21 protein-coding genes are annotated in these 23909 nt (G+C 46.8%); 5 read left to right on the top strand and 16 right to left on the bottom strand.

Annotated elements, in window-relative coordinates:
• Window positions 1-57 precede the first annotated feature (57 nt).
• The 4 genes from XZ46_RS06775 to XZ46_RS06760 form a co-directional block, all read right to left on the bottom strand.
• The gene (locus XZ46_RS06775; RefSeq protein ID WP_008049241.1) at window positions 58-525 is read right to left on the bottom strand and encodes a hypothetical protein; all 468 of its coding nucleotides are present in this window, start codon (window positions 523-525) and stop codon (window positions 58-60) included.
• 99 nt (window positions 526-624) lie between these two features.
• Window positions 625-2301: a DUF3352 domain-containing protein gene (locus XZ46_RS06770; RefSeq protein WP_006620864.1), complete on the bottom strand. Its 1677-nt coding sequence runs from the start codon at window positions 2299-2301 to the stop codon at window positions 625-627.
• A gap of 81 nt (window positions 2302-2382) precedes the next feature.
• Complete coding sequence (locus XZ46_RS06765) at window positions 2383-2634, bottom strand: hypothetical protein (RefSeq protein ID WP_008049239.1); 252 nt, start codon at window positions 2632-2634, stop codon at window positions 2383-2385.
• Window positions 2635-2703: 69 nt separating this feature from the next.
• The gene (locus XZ46_RS06760) at window positions 2704-4971 is read right to left on the bottom strand and encodes a heavy metal translocating P-type ATPase (RefSeq protein WP_008049238.1); all 2268 of its coding nucleotides are present in this window, start codon (window positions 4969-4971) and stop codon (window positions 2704-2706) included.
• A gap of 104 nt (window positions 4972-5075) precedes the next feature.
• Here XZ46_RS06760 and XZ46_RS37485 point away from each other — a divergent pair, with 104 nt between their 5' ends.
• Window positions 5076-5201: a hypothetical protein gene (locus tag XZ46_RS37485; RefSeq protein WP_257720190.1), complete on the top strand. Its 126-nt coding sequence runs from the start codon at window positions 5076-5078 to the stop codon at window positions 5199-5201.
• 69 nt (window positions 5202-5270) lie between these two features.
• Here the strand turns inward: XZ46_RS37485 and dnaX are convergent, their stop codons facing one another.
• From dnaX to XZ46_RS06710, 10 genes are all read right to left on the bottom strand, one after another.
• Window positions 5271-7577 (bottom strand): DNA polymerase III subunit gamma/tau, encoded by a 2307-nt coding sequence (gene dnaX, locus XZ46_RS06755; protein ID WP_008049233.1) that lies wholly within the window; start codon window positions 7575-7577, stop codon window positions 5271-5273.
• Between the two features lie 34 nt (window positions 7578-7611).
• Window positions 7612-8244: a C-phycocyanin alpha-cysteine-84 phycocyanobilin lyase subunit CpcF gene (gene cpcF / locus XZ46_RS06750; protein ID WP_006620871.1), complete on the bottom strand. Its 633-nt coding sequence runs from the start codon at window positions 8242-8244 to the stop codon at window positions 7612-7614.
• The gene (gene cpcE / locus XZ46_RS06745; RefSeq protein WP_006620872.1) at window positions 8241-9116 is read right to left on the bottom strand and encodes a C-phycocyanin alpha-cysteine-84 phycocyanobilin lyase subunit CpcE; all 876 of its coding nucleotides are present in this window, start codon (window positions 9114-9116) and stop codon (window positions 8241-8243) included. The genes cpcF and cpcE overlap by 4 nt, the downstream gene beginning before the upstream one ends.
• Window positions 9117-9141: 25 nt before the next feature.
• Window positions 9142-9405, bottom strand: a complete 264-nt coding sequence (gene cpcD / locus XZ46_RS06740; RefSeq protein WP_006620873.1) for a rod-capping linker protein CpcD — start codon at window positions 9403-9405, stop codon at window positions 9142-9144.
• A 45-nt stretch (window positions 9406-9450) separates the two neighbouring features.
• Entirely contained in the window at window positions 9451-10317 is an 867-nt protein-coding gene (locus tag XZ46_RS06735) for a phycobilisome linker polypeptide (RefSeq protein ID WP_006620874.1), read from the bottom strand.
• 108 nt (window positions 10318-10425) lie between these two features.
• A complete protein-coding gene (locus tag XZ46_RS06730) occupies window positions 10426-11241 on the bottom strand; it encodes a phycobilisome linker polypeptide (protein ID WP_006620875.1) in 816 nt (271 codons plus the stop codon).
• A 182-nt stretch (window positions 11242-11423) separates the two neighbouring features.
• The gene (gene cpcA, locus XZ46_RS06725; RefSeq protein WP_006620876.1) at window positions 11424-11912 is read right to left on the bottom strand and encodes a C-phycocyanin subunit alpha; all 489 of its coding nucleotides are present in this window, start codon (window positions 11910-11912) and stop codon (window positions 11424-11426) included.
• 111 nt (window positions 11913-12023) lie between these two features.
• Entirely contained in the window at window positions 12024-12542 is a 519-nt protein-coding gene (cpcB, locus tag XZ46_RS06720) for a C-phycocyanin subunit beta (RefSeq protein WP_006620877.1), read from the bottom strand.
• Between the two features lie 391 nt (window positions 12543-12933).
• Window positions 12934-13959, bottom strand: coding sequence for an ABC transporter permease (locus tag XZ46_RS06715; RefSeq protein WP_006668090.1), 1026 nt, complete (start codon window positions 13957-13959; stop codon window positions 12934-12936).
• A gap of 153 nt (window positions 13960-14112) precedes the next feature.
• Window positions 14113-14454 carry a hypothetical protein gene (locus tag XZ46_RS06710; protein WP_006618342.1) on the bottom strand — a complete coding sequence of 114 codons (342 nt, stop codon included), beginning with the start codon at window positions 14452-14454 and terminating at the stop codon, window positions 14113-14115.
• A 231-nt stretch (window positions 14455-14685) separates the two neighbouring features.
• Here XZ46_RS06710 and XZ46_RS06705 point away from each other — a divergent pair, with 231 nt between their 5' ends.
• Both XZ46_RS06705 and XZ46_RS06700 read left to right on the top strand, forming a co-directional pair.
• On the top strand, window positions 14686-17214 hold the full coding sequence (locus tag XZ46_RS06705) for a mannose-1-phosphate guanyltransferase (protein ID WP_048894972.1): 2529 nt from the start codon (window positions 14686-14688) through the stop codon (window positions 17212-17214).
• Window positions 17215-17268: 54 nt separating this feature from the next.
• Window positions 17269-17802 (top strand): single-stranded DNA-binding protein, encoded by a 534-nt coding sequence (locus tag XZ46_RS06700; protein ID WP_006620881.1) that lies wholly within the window; start codon window positions 17269-17271, stop codon window positions 17800-17802.
• Window positions 17803-17823: 21 nt separating this feature from the next.
• On the opposite strand, the gene rppB is transcribed toward XZ46_RS06700, so the two are convergent.
• Window positions 17824-19227 (bottom strand): two-component system sensor histidine kinase RppB, encoded by a 1404-nt coding sequence (gene rppB, locus XZ46_RS06695; protein ID WP_008049228.1) that lies wholly within the window; start codon window positions 19225-19227, stop codon window positions 17824-17826.
• Window positions 19224-19919 (bottom strand): two-component system response regulator RppA, encoded by a 696-nt coding sequence (rppA, locus tag XZ46_RS06690; protein ID WP_008049227.1) that lies wholly within the window; start codon window positions 19917-19919, stop codon window positions 19224-19226. Before rppA ends, rppB begins: the two co-directional genes overlap by 4 nt.
• A 143-nt stretch (window positions 19920-20062) precedes the next feature.
• Between rppA and XZ46_RS06685 the strand changes: the two genes are divergently transcribed.
• Together XZ46_RS06685 and XZ46_RS06680 are read left to right on the top strand one after the other, a co-directional pair.
• Window positions 20063-20713 carry an efflux RND transporter periplasmic adaptor subunit gene (locus XZ46_RS06685; protein WP_008049226.1) on the top strand — a complete coding sequence of 217 codons (651 nt, stop codon included), beginning with the start codon at window positions 20063-20065 and terminating at the stop codon, window positions 20711-20713.
• Between the two features lie 20 nt (window positions 20714-20733).
• A complete protein-coding gene (locus XZ46_RS06680; protein WP_008049225.1) occupies window positions 20734-23898 on the top strand; it encodes a CusA/CzcA family heavy metal efflux RND transporter in 3165 nt (1054 codons plus the stop codon).
• The last annotated feature ends 11 nt before the right edge of the window (window positions 23899-23909 follow it).

Here is a 23909-nt window from a genome sequence, read left to right as displayed (position 1 = left end):
TCAGATGATTTCTGAACAGGCTGTAACTGACGCACCTGTGACTAACTAAATCAGAATTTAGTAAATAAAAATACCTCCAGTTGATTGAATATTAACAGTGCGTAACCCAGCTTGGTCGCCACTGGGTCGAATTGTAAGGGTGACGTTGTTATTAACAACTTCTAGGTTATATTGCAGACTCAAAGAAGCAACTAAGGGGTTAATCACCAAATAGGAGTCTAGGGGAATGTTGTTATAACTAATCCTTTGTCCATTGGCTAAATTGGCGGTTTCGGTGGTAGTCAAACCATACTCTAGGGTGACACTAGATTGATTGACTAGGGTTAGGTTAACCGACCGTTGTGGATTAATTCGCGCGACAGGTTGCCAAGGTCCGGGGCTATAGGTAGAAGCAGCCGGACGATTTTGGGCGAGAATAAGTCCTGTAATTGTTTCGGAAGCATTAAGGGTTTTTGGCTGTACTACCAAGGATAAACACAAGGTAGTTACAACACCTAGTCCGGCTACATTAAGACGACGGTTCATTTGATGATTCTCCTAAATACACGCGCTAACATCAAGTGTGAGGAGTTATTTCTATTATTGCCCAACCTGGATGTTTTGGATAGACAACTAACTAGGAGTTTATTGGAGGTGGGCGAAAACTGTGGCTTTTTGTACGCCATTTTCGCGACCTCTGGCGCTGATAGTCAGCGATCGCAAATGATTAAAGAAAGGCTGGGCGGATAATTCCACTAATCTTAGCAAAGGCATTTGTTGGCGTAAAATGTCCCGACTGACATCCCAATCAATATAAAAATAGCCATCATTTTTCTCGGAGAGTAACTTGAGACTATTGCTAAATTCAGGATTAGTCAGAATGTTTCCAGTTTCCACCCCATGAATTGCAGCATCGATCGCCTCAACAGAAGTGGCAAAAATTTCGTAATCCCCAACGGTGGCGTGAACTCCTCTGGGTTCCGCCTCAATCATCTGTTTTCTGGCGCTGGTCTTGTTTTTAGACTTGATCGGAACAGTTTTAAGTTGTGTCCAAGCCCATAGGGTATAGTCCCCTAATACAAAACTCCCGACACTGTAACCCCTCTCAGTGGCGATCGCGTCTAAAGCCTCGATAGCAGTTTCGGCTAAAGGAGTCCGTTTGGCAACAAATACCCAATCATTGCGATCGCCTATGGGGTGGGGGACTAAGGCGAGCGCGTATTCTTCTGTTACCCAATTAAAAATATCTTCGGGTAAATCAACACCCCAACTTTCTTGTATGGAAACCTGCGCGCGTCTTAAAACTCCCCCCAAGGTCTCATTACTCCCGATAGTCCCGGAGGTTTGCGCCCACAAATCTTTTAAATCTCGTCCGGTCACTACTAGGGGACTATTGGCGCTGATATACTTTAAGGCTGTGGGGGGTTCCGACAATAACGGCGGCTCAAATTCTTCGCTGGTGGTAGCAATTATGGCTGTATCTGCTAATAATCCTTGGGGGTTTAGGGTCAGTCCTAGGGCTAAACTGGGTTGAATGGGTAGGGCGTTGATTTCATCGGGGGTTAATTCCCAATTCCCTAAATTTAAAAATACTAATCCAATTTGGCTGGAGTCTAAAGCGGCGATCGCTTTTTGATAACTCTCGGAGTTGGCTAGGTTGAGGGTGGATACCTGGAAATTATTAATGGCTTCCCGCAATACTTTTGGATAGTTAGCAAATAAAATAAAGCGATCGCTTAATACTGCTGTCGCTAATGTGGGCGCTAATTCTACCGACTCCCTTTGGCGGTAAGTAATAGTTACCCCTCGATAGGTTTCCGAGGTTACCATTACTCCCGACACCGCTTGTCGTTGCCAAAATAATTCCAGAAATTCCTGACTCTGTTGGGGATTTTGGCTGGTGAGGGCAAGAAGATATCCCGGTTGTTTATCATTACTACTATCGCGATCAATATCTGCGGCGATCAGAGACAGGGTTATTTCCTCTCCTAACCAGGGTTTGATATCCCGTTGGTAATTTAGTCCTGTATTTCCTAGCAGTATCTTTTTAAATCGGTTAAATTCCTGATGCGATCGCTGTCTTTGTTTCGGTTCAGCTAATACCTGGCGGAAGGCTTCCAGGCGGTCGGGGTTGACCAACAACGATGCTGTAAACGGCGCATTTTTTGGCACAAATACTGTCGCTGTGGGAATGGTTTTGGCTTTAGCCCCCAATAATGATAGGGGAGTTTCACCTAACAGCGTCAGGAAGAAACTCACCCCTACCAGTAGCAGGGTCGCAGTGGCGATACCTAGCAGAATGAAAAACGACTTCAGCTTCATATTAATCTGAGTTGACAGGGGACGGTTGATTGATCAACATAGTCTCACCAATATCTTCTCACAGATGGCGGTTTGGCGAACCTAATCACTAGACTTTTTCCTGGGAGGTTCGCTGAACATAAACCACCACAACTCTAACCCAATTAAGCCTATCCCGGCTAGGGTGATACCTACTTTTAAGCCTAGGGGTTGTTCGATTTTACTAAATTTACCATATTCTCCACCACCATGATCATGATGGTGCGGTGATGCGATCGCTTCCACGGGAATAGATGCGATCGCACCTAATAACATTAACATCGTCAAAGAATTCTTGATTATTCTAACTTTCATTTTGGTTCCGGATCTATTTACTGGGTACATAAAGCATGATTAATCTACCTAGTGATTTGGGATTTGTTTCTATAACCGAGTTCGCTGCAATCTTAACGCATTGGTAACCACAGAAACGGAACTCATAGCCATCGCCGCCCCGGCTATAATAGGATTAAGTAACCAATTGGTTAGCGGGAATAAAACTCCAGCAGCGAGGGGGATACTGGCTGTATTGTAGAAAAAGGCAAAAAACAGATTTTGGCGGATATTCTTCATGGTAGCACGACTCAGTTTAATCGCCGTCACAATCCCCTGTAAATCTCCCGAAATTAAAGTAATATCTCCGGCGGCGATCGCTACATCAGTTCCCGTCCCGATCGCCATTCCTACATCAGCTTGCGCTAAAGCTGGCGCGTCATTAATTCCATCTCCCACCATTGCCACAATCGCCTGTTTTTGAGAGCTTTTAAGCCTCTCTTGTTGCAGGGATTTAATAATCTCTGATTTCTGGTCGGGACGCACTTGTGCAAATACCCTATCTATAGCTACCTGTTCGGCGATCGCTTCCGCAGTTTTCTGATTATCTCCCGTTACCATTACCACCTGTAATCCCATCGATTTTAAAGCCCTTACCGCTGCTACGGAAGCAGGTTTTAGACTGTCTGCAATCCCCAATAATCCCTCTATTTCGCCATCAATAGCAATCCAAGCCTTCGTTTGTGCTTGGGTTTCCCAACTTCCTTGTTTTTCCTTAAAAATACTCGTATCAATCCCCAATTCTTCCATCCATATAGAAGTACCAATTTGAATTAAGCGATCGGACACCTTAGCCTGTACACCCATTCCCGGCATTGCCTCAAATTCCACTACTTCCGGTAAAGGGAATTCCACCTCCTGAGATTTCGCATATTCCACAATCGCTTCAGCCAAAGGATGTTCGGATTTGGCTTCCACCGCCGCCACCAGCCGCAGCAGTTTTAACTCATGATTATTAGTGGTTCCTCCCACAGTGATATAATTAATTACTCTCGGTTTACCTTCCGTCAAAGTTCCCGTTTTATCTAAAACTATAGTCTGGATTTTGTGCGCTAATTCTAGGCTGTCTCCACCCTTAATTAAAATACCATGTTCCGCACCTAAACCCGTCCCAACCATTACCGAGGTCGGAGTCGCTAATCCCAACGCACAAGGACAAGCGATAATTAATACACCTACCGTAGTCACTATAGCTAGGGTAATATTTCCCGTCCAATTAAACCAGATCACAAAAGTGGCGATCGCTATAGCTATCACCACCGGGACAAACCAGCTAGTTACCTGATCTGCTAATGTTTGAATCGGTGCTTTTGCACCTTGCGCCTGTCTTACTAACTGCACAATTTGCGCCAAAACAGTTTCTTCTCCCACCCGTGCAGCCGTAAACTTAAAGCTACCAGTTTTATTAATTGTCGCCCCAATCACTTCATCACCAATCTGCTTTTCTACCGGGACACTTTCCCCCGTCACCATCGATTCATCTACAGTCGATCGCCCTTCGATTATCTCTCCATCAACCGGGATTTTTTCCCCCGGACGAACTATCACAATATCCCCAACCTTCACCAATTCAATCGCGATATCTTCCTCCTTACCATTACGAACTACACGAGCAGTTTTTGCCTGTAATCCTATTAATTTTTTGATAGCTTCTGACATTTTCCCTTTGGCGCGATGTTCTAACCATCTCCCCACTAAAACCAACGCAATAATCATCGCCGCCGACTCATAAAAAACATCGGGACTCAATCCCTGACTCAACAAAACATTAGGAAATAACGTCACAAACACCGAGTAAACATAAGCCACACCCGTACCAATCGAAGTTAGAGTATTCATGTCAGCGTTACGCTGCTTAAATCCTTTAATTGCACCCGTGAAACAACCTTGACCACACCAAAACATCACCGGAGTAGTTAACACAAATTGCAGCCAGGGATGATGCAGCCAACCCGGTATAAAATGGATGTCTAAACCTGTCATCATTGGTAAGCCACCAATCATCAAGAATAAACTCACAAATCCCGAAAATGCCACCTTCTTAATTAGTGCTTTTTCCTCGGCATCACTCTCGGATTCTCCCGGCTTTTCTAAGTTTCCTAAACCCCCTAAAGGTTTGGTTGTATATCCAGCGTCAGAAATCGCTTGTTCAATTACCTCTAAACTGACCGCTTCTGGGTTATAATCTATAGCAGCTTGTTCAGCACCAAAGTTAACTTGACATTGATTAACTCCATCAAGTCTATTCACTACTATTTCAATGCGGGATGCACAGGATGCACAACTCATCCCCCCCACTTGTAAATGAGTGGTTTTCATAGCGAAAATTTACCTTTGACAATTTTATACATTGATTTTAAAGTCTCCTGTGAACTGGAGAGTCAACCAAAAAACCGAGTTTCTCCCAGTCTCTTGACAAACTTATGGCGATCGCTTCTAAAGAAACCCGGTTTCTCCCAGAAACCGGGTTTCTAAGCATCTCTCAAAACAACCGAGTTTCTCCCAAACCTCTTGACAAACTTATGGCGATCGCTTATCCTTATCTCTAGGGGTAACTATGGCTATACGCTTGATTTTTTATTCAACAGTGTCAAGAAATCGGGTTTTTCCAGTAAGACTTAAAAGGGTACATCATCTTCACTGTCATCATCTTCTGGAGAATAAAACTCTATAGTATCCTCCAATGCTACAGAAGAAGAAGAAACAGTTGTCACCTGTGTATTTTCGGGATACCAAGGGATAATTTCCCCATCAAAAAACTCTGCCAGTTTTTCAGCCGCCATAGCCACATCATCAACCGGAGAATTATTGTCATTATCAGCTACTTTAACTGAAATATCCTCAATTTTAGGAGTTGTTAATTCCGGCGGTCTCTCAGTTTCTGGTTTCCGAGTAGGTGGCGGGGGTTCTGGTGGTGGGGGTGGCGGCGATTGTACCCTCTCAGATATCGGTTTTTTCTCGGGTTCAACCCCAGGAGAAACTGCCCCCATTCCCACTTCTAAATTTACCTGAATTTTAGTATTAAAAACCTTCTGACAAGCAACTTCTAAACTAGAGATTTTCGCCTGGGCAATTTTCAATAATGGATTGGATTTAAGCCCGATACAGACTACATTACCATGGTGCGATCGCAAACAGCCATGTTGACGCATCAAAGCCTGAGTTCCCAATTGTTCGATCGCACTAAGTATCTGTTCCCAAAGTTCCTCCAGACTATAGTTTACTGCTTCCTCTTGATTAGCAGTAGTAGGCTGTGGCGGCGGGGGTGGCGGCGGGGGTGCATCCGGCACAGAAACAGCTTGTGAGACAGGTTGAGCAGGCGCAGGAGGCTGAGAAACAGGCTGTGACCTCATTTTTGAGGTAGGCTGATTTGAGATAGGCTGAGGCTGTACATTTACCACCCCTGTAGATACCGTTTGAGGACGCAAAGCCTCCGGTAATAACCCTAATAAAGTCACCTCCAACCATAAACGCGGCTGAGTGGTATTTTTAATCTGTACCTCGCTATCGCGGAGATGTTTTTGACCAGCCAGGATAATTTCATGTTCCCAGCGTTGGGAAAAGGCGCATAAACTTTCCCAAGTTGGTTGAGTAAGTTTCACTAAATCCTGGCGATTTGGTGCGGTTTTGGCGATTAATAAATCCCGGTAAAATTCCCCCAGATTTTGCAGCAAAATTAAAGGTTCTCGACCCCGGTTCAGTAACTCGCGGGTTTGGTCTAAAATTGCCGTCGCTTTACCCTCTGCGATCGCCTCTAATAATGTCATCAAATCCCGTTCAGGAACAGCCCCAACCAAGTCCCAAACCCGTTCAACCGTAATTTCACCTGACAGTAAACTTAATTGGTCTAACAGGCTTTCCGCATCCCTTAATCCCCCTTGAGCAATTTGAGCCACCATCATCACCGCTTCCGGTGTAATAGCAATGTTTTCCTTGGCGGCGATAGTTTCTAAATGAGTCGCCATGGCTTGTAAAGGAATGCGCCGAAAATCAAAGCGCTGACATCGAGAAATAATCGTCGGGAGAACCCGTTGAGGGTCTGTAGTCGCCAGGACAAACACCACCCGATCAGGTGGTTCTTCTAGGGTTTTCAGTAAAGCATTAAAAGCCGCTGTACTCAACATATGGCAATTGTGAACTAGCAGACCATTCGCCACAAAATTATGATTATGTTCTACCTCAATATCATAGACATGATTAACCCCTAACTTTTCGATAGATTCTACATCTTGTAATGCCGTCTTGACCGCCGCATCAATTTCCGGTGATAATATTTTCATTTTAGGGGTAATATTTGCCGCTTTTATCCAGCCTTTATCTGTCCTAATCAGATGATTACCAGTGCATTTAATTTCCGTCTGAAAGGTTTTAATTTTCCAAGTCTCACGAACCCCCTGGTCAAGCCAGCGTAAAACCTGCTGCCATTCCCATTGTTGAGTAGACTCATTATAACTAAGAACTCGACATTCTTGGAGAGTCGGATCATCAATTCTCAGCCATCCGCGATCGCTTAAAATCAGAGCATCACCCGTCAGACATTCATCAATTACATAGACCTTATAGCGACATTGAACCGGGGAAAACTGCGTCCGTTCAATTAAATCCCGGATATGATCAACCCCCGTATTACTAGCAGCATCAATCTCCACAAAATCTAAAGTTGCTCCCGTAGTGATACCCCGACAGACCTCGCAAATACCACAGGGAGTTTCTGTCGGGTTAGAAGTTTGTAGACAGTTAAGAGATTTCGCTAAAATCCGCGCACTAGAAGTTTTACCAGTACCCCTCGGACCTGTAAATAAATAAGCCGGAGCAATACGCCGCGATCGGATCGCATTAGTCAGAGTTTGAGCGATCGCCTCTTGACCCACCAGATCTGCAAAAGTTTGGGGACGATATTTGTGGTGAAGCGGTTCGTAGGTCACGGTATAATCTCAACATCCCAAAAGCAACTAATTATTAACTAATCCCTAAGTTCATCCTAGCCAGACTAGCCCTAGCAGAAACCGCCGGAGTTTCATCATTATTAACCATCCCCTCCAACCTTTGCGAAACCTGTGTAAACCAATGGGGTTTATCCACCTCAGAAGCCGCCAAACCTTCCAAACCCACAACCGTTGCATAACGAACGATCCATTCCGTATCTTCAGAAGTATGCAGCAGAGTTTTTAGGGTTCTTTCCTTAGCCTCAGAGACTGCTTCTGGTGACATATCCTCCCAGCGAATTGCTCCCAAACCCCGCGCCGCAGCACGACGCACACTCAGAGCAAAATCACTACCCGCCGCCTCCAGCAAAACATCTAAACCCCTAGGATCACCAATACCAGACAAAGCGCGAACCGCCCAAGCCCTAGCACCATAGTTATAACCATCTAACCTCTCTAGTATACCAACCACAGCAGGTTTACCAATGGCTATCAATCCCTCAACTGCAGCCACCGCCGCGCCAGGGTTGTTATAACCCAAAACACGAATTAACATTGGTACTGCATCCACAGAACCAGTCGCGGCCAATTGTGACACCGCGCCTATCAGTTTTCCAGCAGAGTCCGCCTGTTCAACCGCTAAAATTAGTTCCTCAACCTTTGTCATAATAGAGAATCCATCAGCTTCATGATTTTAACTGCCTCTTCAGATAGGCATTTTTCCCCAATTTGACTGAGATGGTGTTCCAGAATTCCCTGTAAAGCAATTAGTTTCAGGCTATTTTCAGCTAGGGTGTTGGCGATAGGTTCGGCGGCCTGAAGATATCCGATCGCCCCTAAATCCATTAAAGCACTGCGTCGCAATTGTAAATCTTCCCCCCGCAAAGCTGCAATTAAGCGATCGCCATAAACCGGATCACCCGTAAGCTGATACATAGCCCTTAAAGCCGCATACTGTATTCTAGCGATCGGATGGTTTATGAAAGGTTCAATATCAGTTAACGCCTCAGTTGCGCCCAGAGTTCCTATGGCTTCAATTACTGCGTCATAAGGCTGTTTTAAATGGGGTTTACCCGCTATCGGTGCAGTATCTTCTACTCCACCCACCAATAACCCACGCAAAGCAGAAACACAGCTAGAGTCTCCCAGACCTTCTAAAGCCTGAGCCGCCGCTTCCCGCACATAAAAATCTTGGCAATCTAAACATTTGACTAGGGGAGTCACCGCGCGACGATCGCCCAATTTACCCAAAGCCCGAGCCGCATTTCTGCGTAAAGGATAGCCCCCGTCCTTAGTGCGATCGGACTCATCATCCAAGGCCATAATTAAGGCATCAACTGCGATCGCATCACACACACGAAAACGCCCCAACCACCAAGCCGCATAATAGCGACGATTTGGTTCTTGATGGTTTAGGGCGGCGATCGCCTGTTCTACTGTCCAAGCATCACCCCCTTCAGCTTCTCCCCCAGTTAAAGGCGCATTATCTGCGCCCACTAGGGGGGATGCACCTGGGGTTTTTGATTCAGAATCCTGCATGAAAATCAGAATTGAATGGTCTAAATTATTCGCCCTCAGCTTCAGACACCGTATTATCGGTAGTCATCGGCTCAATGCTAACAATTTTACCACCCATGCGGTTAATCCGCCGCATTTCCTGATTCATCCTATTGTAAGGAACAATTACAAATTGACTCCCACTCGAGCGAATCTGATATTCTGTCTTGTCGGTTTCGTCATTCTGACGCATTCCCACCACTTCATATTTGAAGAAGCGAGCGCCCGAAGGACTACTGCCCATTTTTCCGGCACTGATGTAACCCAACATTGTCCCTATTAATCTCCCAAAACAATCAAGTTTTCTCTTGCCATTCTAAATAGGCGTAATGCTGGCAATTGTGCCACCTTGGCGCTGAATTTCCCTCAGTTGTGCCGAAAGCTGATCATAAGGAACAATAAAAGCCTTACTGCAACGACGTACTCTGGGATAACGGCGCTCACGGATTCCAGAAACCTCTACACGGTAAGTCCGTCCCGCTTGCAGAACTCCACCTTGGCTGAATCCAGTGCTAGGAGCCACACTCTGTCCAGATGGACGATAGGACCAACCATCCGAATCCCCAGAAGGAGCCACTACCACAGAAGCGCGGTTAGCACCTAGTTCCTGCGCCAGACGAGACATAGTGCCTTCACCTTGAGCGCTATCACTATTAGCATAACCCCGATATAGGCGGAACATCCGGGTAAAACCAACCGTTTTCTGTCCCCGCTGAGTCTCGAAACCACGGTAGTAGGGAACAATATTTTCGCCGAAGCTCTCCAGATATTCTGGAGAATCAATATAAGAATCGATATCGGCATCGTACCCTTCGTTTTGATATAAGTCTAAGTGGAAAACCACCTCTGACTCATCATAGGGAGCCCGACCCAACAGGTGTTTGTAATTTAGTTCAATTACACGGGTCTGGAAATTCGGGTAAAAGAATTTCTTTTTATAAAGCTCTGACTTCGCCACACACCGCACCAACTCCCGTACTGTGATGCTACCATCGCACAACAGTGACTCCGCACTCGTGAGGCGCTCAGAACTCATCAGATAATCATTACCCAGTAATTGACGGTATACCGCACGAATTACCTCTTGGGCATTGTCACGACTCCAATTGGGGCGCAACTCTACCAGAGAACTCTCCTGGAAAGCTGTTGTCCCTAACCGAGACGCTTGGGTTGTAATGGCCACTAAAATCCTCCTATGATCACAACCGAATTACTTGCGGATTTAGTCCTAGACAATCTAACTTGATTATGCTATTGTTATTAACTGGTTAACAGTTAACAACTTGCTGTTCTAAGCAGGGGTCACGCTGATGACCCGTCCGCCCATGCGGTTGATCCGCTGCAACTGTCCTGAAAGTTGCTCGTAGGCTACTGTATACTCTGCTGTAGCTTTACGCATTCTCGGTGTCAACTGTGTGGGCTTTTGTACTACTACCACACGATACAATTGACCGCGCGAGCCACCATTAGCCCCCACCAGAGCTTGTCCGCTCCCGGCTGGAGAAATCGGCGAAGATGTATTGCGAGCTACTTCCCAAGTTAAACGTCCTTGGGTTTGATTTTGAGCGCGATCGCTATTCGCGTATCCCCGGTAAAGTTGGAACATCCGGTTAAATCCCACAGTCCACTGACCCCGTTGGGTAGCAAAACCACGGTAGTAAGGAACTACATTTTCCCCGAAACTTTCCAAATACTCAGGAGAATCGAGGTAAGAATTAATCTCAGCCTCGTAGCCTTCCTCGTTATACAGGTCAACGTGAAACGCGATTTCTGACTCATCATAAGGAGCCCGACCCAGCAAATGCTTATAGTTCAGCTCAATAAACCGAACTTGGCTATTCCCATAAAAAAACTTTTTCCGGTACAGTTCCGAAACAGCTAACGCTCGCACGAAATCCCGCACCGTAATTTCACCCTGGCGCAACAAAGACTCAGCACTTGTTAAGCGCTCCCGTTGCATCAGGTGTTCATTACCCATCACCTGACGATATGCAGCCCAAATCACAGCTTGGACATCACCCTCGGTGAAGTTAGGGCGCAGTTCCACTCGCTCAGACTCTTCAAAAGCTCTGATTCCTAGGCGACTTGCTTCTGCTAAACCAACCATTATTAATCTTCTCCCGATTTTTTGACGTTATAGAGAAAAAACTCTTTTTAATCGGTTAGGTAATCTCGGATACCGATTTTACCAAGCTGATCCCGCTTTAATAAAATATGCCCGGACTGCTAAATAACTGATAACCCAATTGCTAACAGCTATTTACCGTTCCGGGCAACGCAAAAAAAGACCTAGCTTAGGGCGTTGATCGCGTAGTCGAGGTAGGAGTTAGCTTCAACAGCAGCGTCACCAGACAAACCGTGGTTAGCTTTGATGTATTTCAGGGCTTCAATGTACCAGCTTGGAGAAAGCTCGAAAGTCCGGTTGATTTCATCAATACCGGCAATCAGGTACTCATCCATGGGGCCAGTTCCACCAGCAATCAGGCAATAAGTTACCATCCGCAGGTAGTAGCCTATGTCACGAGCACATTTGTCCTTACCGCGTTGGTCTGCCGCGTAGTTAGGTCCCTGCATTTGGGTGGTGTAGGGGAACTTGTTGTACACTGCTTGGGCAGCACCACTGATCAGACTATCAGCTTTAGAGGTCAAAGCTTTAGCAGCTTCCAGACCAGCTTTGGCTTGACGAAAACGGCCAAAAGCCACTTGGATTTCGGTGCTGCTTAGGAAACGACCTTGGGAATCAGCGATAGAAACTGCTTCGGTTAGGGGGGTTTTCATTCTCGAGTTATCTCCCGATTGGTTTACAAAAAATTAGGTAACAAACAGAAGTCCAGTCACTTAGACTTCAGCTAAACTGTTTCAATTGTTATATGCTATGGATCTGCTTGATTAGGAAACTGCAGCACATGCACGATCAAAGTAACTAGCGATTTCTGAAGCCAAAGCGCTACAATCGCCAGGAGTGATACCTGCGGGATCGTTAACGATCGCCAGAGCAGCTTCTTTCATTTTGCCAACACCGACAGCAACGGAGGAACCGGGAGTTCCCAAAGCCAGGTAAGTTTCACGCAAACCGTTCAAGCAACGATCTTCGAGAACACTTGCGTCGCCAGCGAACACAGCGTAGGTAACATAACGCAGGATGATTTCCATGTCACGCAAGCAAGCAGCCATACGACGGCTGGTGTAGGCGTTTCCACCGGGAGCAATCAGTTGGGGCTGCTCTGCAAACAAAGAACGAGCAGCATTAGAAACGATGGTGGAAGCGTTGCTAGTAATGCGGTTAACGGCATCCAAACGTTTGTTGCTTTCAGCAACCATTTGGCTCAGAGCATCGATTTGAGCTGTACTCAGCATTTCGCCGCGAGTATCAGCCTGAGAAACCACCTTGGTGAAGGCATCAAACATGGACTTATCTCCTACTTGTTGACTTGCTTAGAGTTAGCTTGGGATTCTACACACCATGAATGATTACTACAATCAATCCACTGGTGCCATCTCCTCAGACCCCTTCCGGGGTGAACCCTGGACAAAGGCTTTTCACAATTGCCCCGTGGTCCATTTCTCAAGTATCCTAGAACACTTTCTGAAATCTTAAAAGATTGTACGCGGTTTATGAGAAGAATTTAATATTTTGATACAAATGTTAATGAAACTTCATAAACCAACATTCGCCTTCCTTCTCACCCCTTCAAATATCATTTATACACTGCCAGTGCCTTTTAGTTTGTTAAAATTTATTAAAGTCTCTTCAAAATTTACTAAGTATTAATAACTAAGTATATTTTCTGAGAAGCAATTAATAGCGAATCCGGGGGTCAATGCAAGCATTCAAAATATCGATCGCCAAACTAGCGATCACGACAATTACGGCCAAAAACACAACCACCCCCTGGACTGTGGGATAATCTCGCAGACGAATAGCCTCATACAAGCGATTAGCTAATCCCGGCCAAGAAAAAGTCACCTCAGTTAAAATCGCCCCTCCCAACAAAGCGGCAAAAGTCAGCCCCAAAACGGTAATCACGGGAATCATGGCATTTTTGAGAGCATGAGCCAGCAAAATCCGTAACTCGGAGACCCCCCGCGCCCGCGCCGCCTCGACATAATCAGCTTGTAGAGTTTGTCTCAAATTCACCCGGACAATGCGCTCGAAAATGCCACTCAGCAAAATCCCCAAAGTCACACAGGGTAGACACAGATAATATATAGTCGTCCAGAAAGCGCCCAAATTGCCACTCAACAAACTATCAACGGTATAAAGTCCGGTATAACTAGGAGGAGGAGTCACGGTCACCGGAAAACGGGTCCCCAAAGGAAACCAGCCCAACCACACGGCAAAAATCAACTGCAACAGCATCCCCGCCCAAAAAGCGGGAACCGAATAAGTAATAATTCCAAATAAGCGTCCCCCAGTGTCCCAAATAGTATTAGGTTTAAAAGCGGCCACAGCCCCGACAGTAATTCCCACGACGAGGGCGACCAACATACTAAAAACTGCTAATTCGACGGTAGCGGGAAAATGATCACCAATAATCTGCCAGACGGACTGTCCTTGAGTAGTTATAGAAATGCCCAAATCGAAGCGCAGTAGAGCGCCCATATAACTTATATATTGTTCTAGCAAGGACCCCCCCAAACCTAACTGCGATCGCAAGGCTTCCTTAGCCGCACTAGGCGCTCTAGGGCCAAGAATAGCATCTACTGGATCACCGGGTGTCGCCCGCAACAATAGAAACACCACGGAAGTAATCGTCCACAACATCAGCGGGGCCAACAACAGCCGAGTAATCACATAAAATTGCAGCGCTTTAGCACGAGACATCAGATCAAGCCACGAAACAACTCGCACCCATCAGCAAACTACCTCAAGAGTGCGATCACAAATGATATCAATAGTTCGGTATTTATGTGGGACTATTACCGGGCGGGTTTTTTCTGTTTTTCCTCAAACCACCCGCCACGACCCATCTACCAATTAAGCATCAAGTAACGACTCAAAAGTAGTCCGCAAAGACTTTAAATCAGCCACCCGCGCCACTAGCAAATTCTCGTGACCAGCATCCTCCAGTCGGCCTTTCCAATACTGGATACTCTCAGAATTATTCATCCAAAAATTAATCACGGTATCCACAACGCGATCGCATTGCCATCCTCGCTTGGATGCCACCATTTCCACTGACTCAAGAAACATATCCAGGGTACACTGACGATGGCCCAGATATTCAATGCCGCTGGTCTGTTGTTCCTGTTGCTGCTGTTGCTGGTAAAAAAACGAAAGAATTGGAGAAACTCCCACCAAGTTAAATGTGTATTGCATACTTGCCTCCAAATCATCTGTGAAATGGAACTTAGTTATATCAACTAAGCTGCCCATAAAGGGGTAAAATTAAATACAATCTAGCCCTGTACACTCGAATTTTTCGGCTAAATTAATAAAAATCTCATATTTGGCAGCATTCGGTCCGCAAAACCAAAATGAATCTAAAGAAAAGCTAAATATTAGCCGAAAAAGTTTAATATTGTCTTTAATAAGTCGCCAGGAGGAACTATGAGAGCAGTGCTGATGGCTGGGGGGTCAGGAACACGACTCAGACCTCTTACCTGTGATTTACCCAAACCAATGGTGCCCATACTGAATCGCCCCATTGCGGAACATATCATTAACCTACTGAGGCGGCACCATTTCCAGGAAGTTATCGCTACCCTGCACTATTTACCGGACATCATGCGGGAATACTTCCATAATGGCAGCGACTTTGGCGTTCAAATCACCTATTCGGTGGAAGAGGATCAACCCCTGGGAACTGCAGGATGTGTGAAAAACATTGCCGAACTCCTAGACAGTACCTTCTTAGTGATCAGCGGCGATAGCATAACTGATTTTGACCTCAGCGCGGCGGTTAAGTTTCACACTTCCCAACAATCGAAAGCTACGTTGATATTAACCCGGGTTCCCAACCCTCTCGATTTTGGGGTGGTGATTACGGACGAAAATCAACGCATCAAGCGGTTTTTAGAAAAACCCTCGACTAGCGAAATATTTTCCGATACGGTCAACACGGGAATCTATGTCCTAGAACCGGAAGTGCTGGAATATTTGCCCCCTAATCAAGAATGCGATTTTTCTAACGACCTTTTTCCGCTGTTATTAGAAAAAGGGGTTCCCATGTATGGCTTTATTGCAGAGGGTTACTGGTGCGATGTGGGTCACTTAGAAGCCTATCGTGAATCCCAATATGATGCACTACGGGGGAAAGTTAAGCTAGATTTTCACGTGCGAGAGCGATCGCCAGGAGTCTGGGTCGGTGAAAACACCTATATCGATGATTATGCCCGCATTGAAGCCCCTGTGATTATTGGTAATAACTGTAGAATTGCAGCTAGAGCGCATATAGAAGCGGGAACCATCCTCGGAGATAATGTCACCATAGGGAGTGATGCCAACCTTAAACGCCCGATTGTTTGGAACGGAGCCATTATCGGTGAAGATGTACACTTACGCGCCTGTGTGATTGCTAGAGGAGCAAGGGTAGACCGCCGCGCCCATGTCCTAGAGGGGTCAGTGGTCGGCTCGTTATCTACGGTAGGAGAAGAAAGCCTGATCAGCCCCAATGTCCGGGTTTGGCCTAGCAAAAAAATTGAATCGGGCGCTACCCTCAACATTAACTTAATTTGGGGAAACACGGCTAGGCGTAACCTTTTCGGTCAACGGGGAGTTCTCGGACTGGCTAACATTGATATTACACCGGAATTTGCGGTTAAATTGGGAGCAGCCTACGGGTCAACCCTTAAACAAGTGGCTACGGTGGCGGTATCCCGTGACCAACGCCGCATTTCTCGGATGGTAACGCGATCGCTAATTTCTGGCTTGATGTCCGTGGGAGTCAATGTCCTTAACCTAGAAGATACAGCCATTCCGGTAGTCCGCACGGTGATTCGTAAGCTCACTGTTGTGGGCGGTATTCATGTGCGTCTATCTCCAGATCGCTCGGATCAGATTCTGATTGAATTTCTCGACAACAAAGGCATTAACATCACCAAAGCTAAAGAGAAAAAAATCGAAGGTGCTTACTTCAAAGAAGACCTGCGACGCGCCGGGGTGGCGGAAATTGGTAACATGACTTACCCCAGCGAGGTGATCGACACCTACCGCACGGCTTTTGAAAGACACCTCAATATCGATGGGCTGCGCCACAGCAATGCTAAAGTGGTCATAGATTATGTCTATGCAGTGTCGGGAGCCCTTTTACCCCGCCTACTTGCTAAGTTTGGTTGCGATGCGGTGGTCCTCAATGCTAGTCTAAATCAAATTGCTATTTCCCCAAGCGATCGCGAAAATCTACTGGATCAACTAGGCCGGGTAGTTGAAGCCCTCAGAGCTAACTTCGGGGTTCAAGTCTATGCAAATGGCGAACAGTTCATTTTGGTAGATGAAAGTGGTAGCCTGATTCGGGGAGAAGAACTAACCGCCCTCATGGTGACTATGGTTCTGACCGCTCACCCCAGAAGCACGGTGGTAGTACCCGTTCAAGCCTCCTCCGCCGTGGAACAAATCGCCCGACGACACGATGGCATAGTTATCCGCACTAAAGCCAACCCCACGGCTTTAATGGAAGCCTGTCAAGCTCATCCTAATGTCGTACTCGGCGGTAGTGGTGATATGGGGTTCATCTTCCCCCAAATGCACCCCGGTTTTGATGCCATGTTCTCGATTGCCAAAATGATTGAAATTCTGACCACACAGGAGCGATCGCTCGGTCAAATTCGCACCGATCTCCCCCATGTCATACACCGTCGCTATACTGTTCGTTGTCCTTGGTCTGTCAAAGGTGCACTCATGCGACATCTAGTAGAAACCCATGCGCCAGAAAACTTAGAATTGATCGATGGAGTCAAACTCATTAACTACCAAGACGATAATTGGATTTTGATTCTTCCTGATGCTGGAGAACCCCTAATCCATATCTATGCCAACAGCGACGATCGAGATTGGGCTGATGCTACCCTCAGAGAATACCGAAATATGGTACAAGATTTTGTAAATCAAGTTCAAGGTATGAACCGAGAAGACTATTAGCCCTGATTCTCGATAACTAGCTGTAACCTACTGTTTTCAAGAGATATAATTTGCATGAATAGCTGTATTTTGACCGCGAAAATTATTCAGGAACCACAACTGCGCTACACAGCCGATAATCAAATACCCATTGCCGAAATGTTAGTCGAGTTCAGCAGTAACCGACCCAATGACCCCCCATCACACTTAAAAGTAATTGGGTGGGGAAATACAGCCCAAGAAATTGGACAAAACTATCATGTGGGTGATTGTGTACTCATCGAAGGTCGCTTGGGGATGAACGTGGTGGAAAGACCCGAAGGCTTTAAAGAGAAGCGAGCCGAATTGGTCGCGACGCGGATTTATACTATCAGTAGTTTGATATCTGGCAACCCAGAAACCCCGATCAACACTCATTCCGCCCCCAGTTCCGCCCCCAGTTCCGCCCCGAGTAATGTGGTCCCCCTTGGTAGTCGTAACCGCACGAGCCCTAATCCCCCAACCTCTGGATTAGAATATGATGCACCGGAAACTCGCTCTCCCGTTACTCCTAACCCTGAACCATCTCAATCAGATACTCCGGGTGATGACGATCCGATTCCCTTCTAATCTCAAATCCCCTTGAAAGACTCACCGTTTCAGAGAGGGGAAGTTTTTAAGCAACTTGGGTTCTGCTATACAAGGAAATTGCAGGGTAAATAAACTGCCTTTTCCCAGTTCACTTTTGACCGTCAGAGATGCTTGATGATGATAAGCGATCGCCTGTGCTATGGCTAGTCCTAATCCGGTTCCCCCAGTTGGGCGAGAGCGATCGCTATCCACCCGATAAAATCTCTCAAAAATTCGAGTTTGGGCTGCTACGGCCATGCCAATCCCTGTATCTTGGACTGTAATTAAAGCCGTGCGATCGCGCACCATTAAACTCACCACCACTTCCCCTGCTTTAGGCGTATATTGAATGGCATTAGCGATTAAATTCGACACTAAACGATAAAGCTGAGATTCATTACCTAACACATAAATTTCCTCAGCAGGAACTTCTGGCATTAGATTAATTTCCGCCAGAGTTGCAAATTCTGCATATTCTTCAGTTAAATCATGAATTAAATCATTTAAACAACAGGGTTTAAAGATTTGGCTAGATGTGTGATGTTCCAAGGTACTGAGAAATAATAAATCGGCGATTAAATGGCTTAAACGTCGTCCCTGTCGTTCAAGGGTTTGTAGCATCGCCTGCATTTGCTGGGGATTTGATGGGGGAACCCGTAAAATAGCCTCAATAGTTGCTAAAAGAGTCGCGAGGGGAGAGCGCAGTTCATGGGCAGCATTGGCGGTAAACTGTTGTTGCTGTTGATAGGATTGGTAAATAGGCCCCATCGCTAATCCAGAAAGCCACCAACCAGCCACCACGACTAAACCTAACGCCAAGGGAAACCCTAAACCTAAAATCCACCTCATTCGATTAACTTCTGCATCAAACGTCGCTAAAGTGCGTCCAATTTGGATATATCCCCAAGAGGAATCTAAGTGCATTGGCGTTTGAGGATTAACCTTGCCACTGTGGAGAATGGTAGTGAATTGATGGTAGCGCGTCCCTCTCGCACTGCGAAAGGTTTGCCAAGGTGTGGGGTTTAGGGTTTGGGGTAAGGGGAGAGGGTGATTTGGGGAAAAGGCTAAAAGTTGACCGCGATGATTGAACACCCGGATATAGTAGGTACTGCGATCGCTAATGCCAATAGTATGACGCTGAATTAAGGTGGGGTGATGGTTACAAGGTTGTCCTTGTAGGCATAAATCGGGAAAAATTTGTCGTAGGATACCTGTTGGCTCTCCCGATTGAGGGAGCATGGGTTCTAAGCTATCATGAAGTGTCCCGGCGATTGATTCCATTTCCCGTTCCATCGCTGTCCAATTCGACTGAATCAGAGAGCGATACACCCCAAACCCCGATAAGCCCAAAATCCCACCCATCACTAACGCATACCAAAGCGCCAGACGGATTCTGCTATGGCGAAACAGTTGATAGCTATTCATCGCGGGGAGGTATTAAAACGATAACCCTGACCTCGGATGGTTTCAATGGGGCATTCACAGCCATAACTGGCTAATTTGCGCCGCAATAAGCGCATTTGCGCCGCCACCACATTACTGATGGGTTCCTCCTCTAAATCCCACAGTTGATAGCGGATTTTACTCCCCGGAATAATGCGATCGGGATTTTGCATTAAATAAGCAAAAATCTGAAATTCCTTGACCGTTAAGGGAATCATTTTTGGGGGTTGGGTGAGTCGATTACAGATGGTATTGTTGGCGTAATCTAGCATAAATGCGCCTACAGTCAGGGTTTGGGGTTGGAGGGTGGGCGATCGCCTTTGGAGAGCGCGTAAACGAGCCAATAATTCCGCCATCACAAAAGGCTTCACTAAATAATCATCAGCCCCCGCATCAAGTCCAGTAATTCGATTTTCCGGTTGTCCCAGAGCCGTTAACATCAAAATCGGTAGGGGGTTCTGGTGAGAGCGGATGCGTTGGCATAACTCCAAACCCGACAACTCCGGCACAAGCCAATCCAGAATCGCCACCGTGTAATCCGTCCACTGACTTTCTAAACAATGCCAGGCCTGCACTCCATCCGTCACCCAATCGACAATATATTTCTCATTGACCAGAACTTGCTTAATGGCCAAGCCTAATTCCGCCTCATCTTCGACCAACAGAATTCGCATCGTGTGCAAGGGGGAGACTGCTTGGATCGAGGTTAACAGACTGCGAGAAAAAAGGGGTGAGATTTCACCTAGATTTCATCTCCTCTTTGGCACAGTGGGGAAGATTTGGCATAAAACCAGATGTTTTTTAATGAGGAGGTCTAATGAACACAACTTCTATGATTGGCTCAATGTTCGCTCTGAGCTTAATTTTCGGCACACCCACCCTAACCTTAGCCCATGTGGGACATGGGGATGAGTTTCAGGCCGAAGGCGGCATTGATCGGGTTCCTGTCAAGCCAGAAACCGATTCCCTCCTAGGGATTAATGTTACCCCCATTGCTCCGGCGGCGGATGGGAGTTACCGCGTTCTTGTTCCCATGACCGCCCTAGTCGATGCCGATGGGAAACAGTTAGCCTTTGTCTTGTATGGTAATTTTTATGAGCCAGTTCCCGTGCAAATCGGGGCAACTGAAGGGGAATTTGTCGAAGTAATCGAAGGGTTATCCGTTGGGGAACAACTGGTTACCCAGGGTAGTTTGTCCCTCTATGCTGAATCTCGCAAAACCCAAACAGCAGCAACTGCACCCAGTCCAGAAACCGCCACCACTCCCCCCGATGAAGTTCATGCTCAAGCGGAAGCTCAAGGTATCCCACAGGAACAGGATGTTGAGGGTAATCTGGCGGAAACCACAAGCAATAACTTTCCGATGGGAACTTTAGCTACCGTTGGGGGAGGAGTTTTGCTCCTCTGCGGTGGGATTTTCTTCTGGACAGGGAGTCGTCGGAACAAAAATCTCTTTTCCGACAAATAAGGGAGGATTATTGTTAGTCGATGTTTAACACCATCCTTAATCAGACCCTAAAAAATTCCATTGCTCAACGATGGTTAATCGTTATCGGGGCGATAGTCATAACCATCTGGGGCTTTTTGAGCATCACGCAAATGCCCTTGGATGTTTTCCCTCCCTTTGCTCCCCCTCAAGTAGATATCCAAACTGAGGCGGTTGGTTTGGCTCCCGAGGAAGTAGAGGCTCAGATTACGGTTCCTATTGAAAGTGCGGTTAATGGCTTACCCAGTGTTACCCTGGTGCGTTCTTCCTCCAAGGTGGGACTCTCTATGGTTCATGTTGTCTTTGACCAGGAGGCTGATATTTACCAAGCGCGGCAGGCTGTAACGGAACGACTGCAACAGGTGATGAGTCAACTTCCCCAAGGGATTCATCCGCCGGAAATTTCCCCCTTAGTCTCTCCTTTGGGAACGATTCTGCAATATGCCTTTACGGTGAATGGTCAGGGAGAAACGTCTCTGATGGATTTACGCCGTTTGGTGGATGTTACCCTCAGAAATCAGATTCTCTCGGTTCCTGGTGTGTCTCAGGTGACTATTTATGGGGGGGATGAACGGGAAGAACAGATTTTGGTCGATCCGCAACTGTTGCGATCGCGTCAAGTCTCCCTTACTGAAGTAACTGAAGCGGCAAGGGAAGCCAATTCCAACGCCCCAGGGGGTTTTCTCGTAGGTGGAGGTCAAGAGTTACTCATCCGAGGCATCGGACAGGTTAACACCCTAGAAGACTTGCAGCAGTCGGTGGTGAAAGTTCAATACGGTGAACCGATTTTGCTGCAAGATGTGGCTGAAGTCAAAACGGGAGCGGCACTTAAACGGGGAGATGCCAGCTTTAACGGACAGGCGGCGGTGGTGTTGATGATTAACAAACAACCCTATATAGACACCCCCACCGTCACCCAAGCCGTGGAAGCGGTGATGAACTCCCTACAGTCTACCTTTCCCCCTGATGTGGAAGTTCAACGCACTTTCCGTCAGTCAAACTTCATTGATTCTGCCATTGGCAACGTTAGCGGCTCCCTGATTCAAGGAATCATCATCGTTTCGGTGATTATGTTGCTCTTTTTAATGAATTGGCGCACGGCCATCATTACCCTGAGTGCTATTCCTTTGTCTCTGCTGATTGGCTTAATGTTGATGAAAGCTGTGGGGTTAGGGATCAATACTATGACCCTGGGCGGCCTAGTGGTGGCGATCGGCTCCGTGGTCGATGATGCCATTGTGGATATGGAAAACTGCTATCGTGGTTTACGGCGGAATCAAACCCAAGAAACCCCAAAACCCCCCTTTCAAGTGGTTTATGACACTTCGGTTCAGGTCCGTTTAGCCGTCATTTTTTCCACGGTTATTATCATCGTCGTCTTTGCCCCCATTTTTAGTTTAACGGGGGTAGAAGGGCGAATTTTCGCCCCCATGGGTTGGGCTTATTTGCTCTCCATTGCGGCCTCTACTTTGGTCGCCATGACCCTTTCTCCCGCCCTCTGTGCCATTTTATTGGCTCATCATAGACTCCCCCAGGAAGGCACTTTTATTTCACGCTTGGCCGAAAGTTGGTATCGCCCTCTGCTCAATTTGTCTCTGAGGACTCCCCAACTGATTTTAGGATTAGCCTTAGCCTCCTTAGTGGCTACTCTAGCCGTTGTGCCTTCCTTGGGACGGGTTTTCCTGCCGGAATTTCAGGAAAAATCCATGGTCAACTCTATGGTTTTATTCCCTGGTGTCTCTTTGGAGATGACCAATCGGGCGGGAATGGCTCTGGCTCAATCCCTACAAGATAATCCCCTTTATGAATGGGTACAAGTCCGCGCTGGACGCGCTCCGGGGGATGCTGATGGGGCGGGGGTGAACATGGCTCATGTGGATGTAGAGTTGAGTGATGTTGCCCTGGAAGACCGAGAGGCTGCTGTTCAGCAACTGCGGGAGAAGTTTCTGCAATTGCCGGGGGTTGCTCCCAATATTGGCGGTTTTATTTCTCACCGCATGGATGAAGTTTTATCGGGGGTCAGAAGTGCGATCGCTGTGAAAATTTTTGGCCCTGATTTAGTCCAGTTGCGCCAAGTCGGGGAACAAGTCCGCGATGCCATAAAACCCATTGTGGGAGTGGTAGATTTACAATTAGAACCCCAATTACCCATCCGCCAAGTTCAAATCCATTATGACCGCTCGGCGGCGGCTGGTTATGGTTTAACTATGGCTGCCATTTCTGAAGTCGTGGCAACCGCCCTCAATGGTCAAGTGGTGTCCCAAGTCCCGGAAAATCAACAACTGATTAATATTATCGTCGGTTTGCCGATCGCCTCACGCAATAATTTAGATGCCATTGGGGCGATTCCCCTCTCTACCCCCACCGGACAAATTATTCCCCTCAGTGCTGTGGCTAGAGTTGAATATGGTATGGGGGCTAATGTGGTGAATCGGGAAAATGTGTCTCGTTTAATTGTCGTATCAGCCAACGTTGCGGAAAGAGACTTAGGCAGTGTGGTGAGTGACATTCAAGCTGCTATCCGCCAAAATGTCCAGTTACCCAATGGCTACTTTATCCAATATGGCGGACAGTTTGAAGCGGAACAAAAAGCCACCAATAATCTGGTCTGGTATAGCCTCCTGGCCGCGATTATGATTGCCATTTTGATGTTCTTCTCGGTTAAGTCTCTCCCGGCAACTGTGGCGATTATGCTCAATCTTCCCCTGGCCTTGGTGGGTGGTATTGTCTCGATTCTCTTAACGGGGGGGGTAATCTCCATTGCTTCTCTGATCGGGTTTATTACCCTGTTTGGGGTGGCTGTCCGCAATGGTTTGCTGTTGGTGGATAACTACAACCAGAAGTTTGCTCAAGGGATGCTGTTAAAAGAGGTTATTACTCAAGGGTCCCTAGAGCGGTTAAATCCTATCCTGATGACGGCTTTAACTTCTGCTCTGGGAATGTTACCGTTGGCGATCGCACAGGGGGCCGGAAATGAAGTTCTACAACCCCTCGCCATCGTGGTATTAGGAGGATTATTCACCTCTACGGCTTTAACCCTGTTAGTCATTCCAGCCTTATATACCCAGTTTGGCAAGTGGTTAATCCCCCGACTATCTCCTAATCAATGGGAGGAAACTTTCCGCAAGCATGAGCCATCTACCCCAGCAATTCAGTCAAAATCTTAGTTTTGATGGGT

Source organism: Limnospira indica PCC 8005, assembly GCF_000973065.1.
Classification (GTDB): domain Bacteria; phylum Cyanobacteriota; class Cyanobacteriia; order Cyanobacteriales; family Microcoleaceae; genus Limnospira; species Limnospira fusiformis.
This window is presented reverse-complemented; position numbering and strand designations above follow the sequence as displayed.